The organism is Aminobacter sp. GW821-FHT11F06 (assembly GCF_058808215.1).
Genome location: NZ_JBXARL010000031.1, coordinates 1 through 567, shown reverse-complemented (window position 1 = coordinate 567; position 567 = coordinate 1). Strand labels below are relative to the sequence as shown.

The 567-nt window shown below is 66.1% G+C and carries 1 pseudogene; it reads left to right on the top strand.

Annotation, left to right across the window (positions count from 1 at the left end):
• Positions 1–567 (top strand): annotated as a pseudogene (locus AC1RTB_RS26470) (IS630 family transposase); the annotation flags it as partial.

Here is a 567-nt window from a genome sequence, read left to right as displayed (position 1 = left end):
GTGTCGCCGTGTCTTCGGTGGTGAAGTGGTCGCAGCGCTATCGCGCGACGGGGTCGGTGGCACCCGGCAAGATGGGCGGCCATCGCAAGCGTATTCTGGAGCCGCATCGGGCCTTCATCGCCGAGCGGCTCAACCAGACGCCGCATTTGTCGCTGCATGGGCTGAAGGCGGAACTGGCGGCGCGCGGGGTGAAGGTGTCGCACGATACGGTGTGGCAGTTCCTGCGGCGCGAGGGGCTGCGGTTCAAAAAAAACACTGTTCGCGCTTGAGCAGGCCCGAGCCGACATCGCGCGGCGGCGACACCGCTGGCGATCCTGGCAGACGGGCCTCGACCCCAGACGGCTGGTCTTCATCGACGAGACCTGGATCAAGACCAACATGGCGCCGCTGCGGGGCTGGGGCCGAGAGGCAAGCGCCTGCGCGGCTTTGCCCCGTATGGCCACTGGCGCACACTGACCTTTGTTGGAGCTCTGCGGTTCGACCGGCTCGCCGCTCCTTGCGTGTTTGACGGACCGATCAACGGCCTGTGCTTCAAAGCCTATGTCGCACAGCAACTCGTCCCGGTGC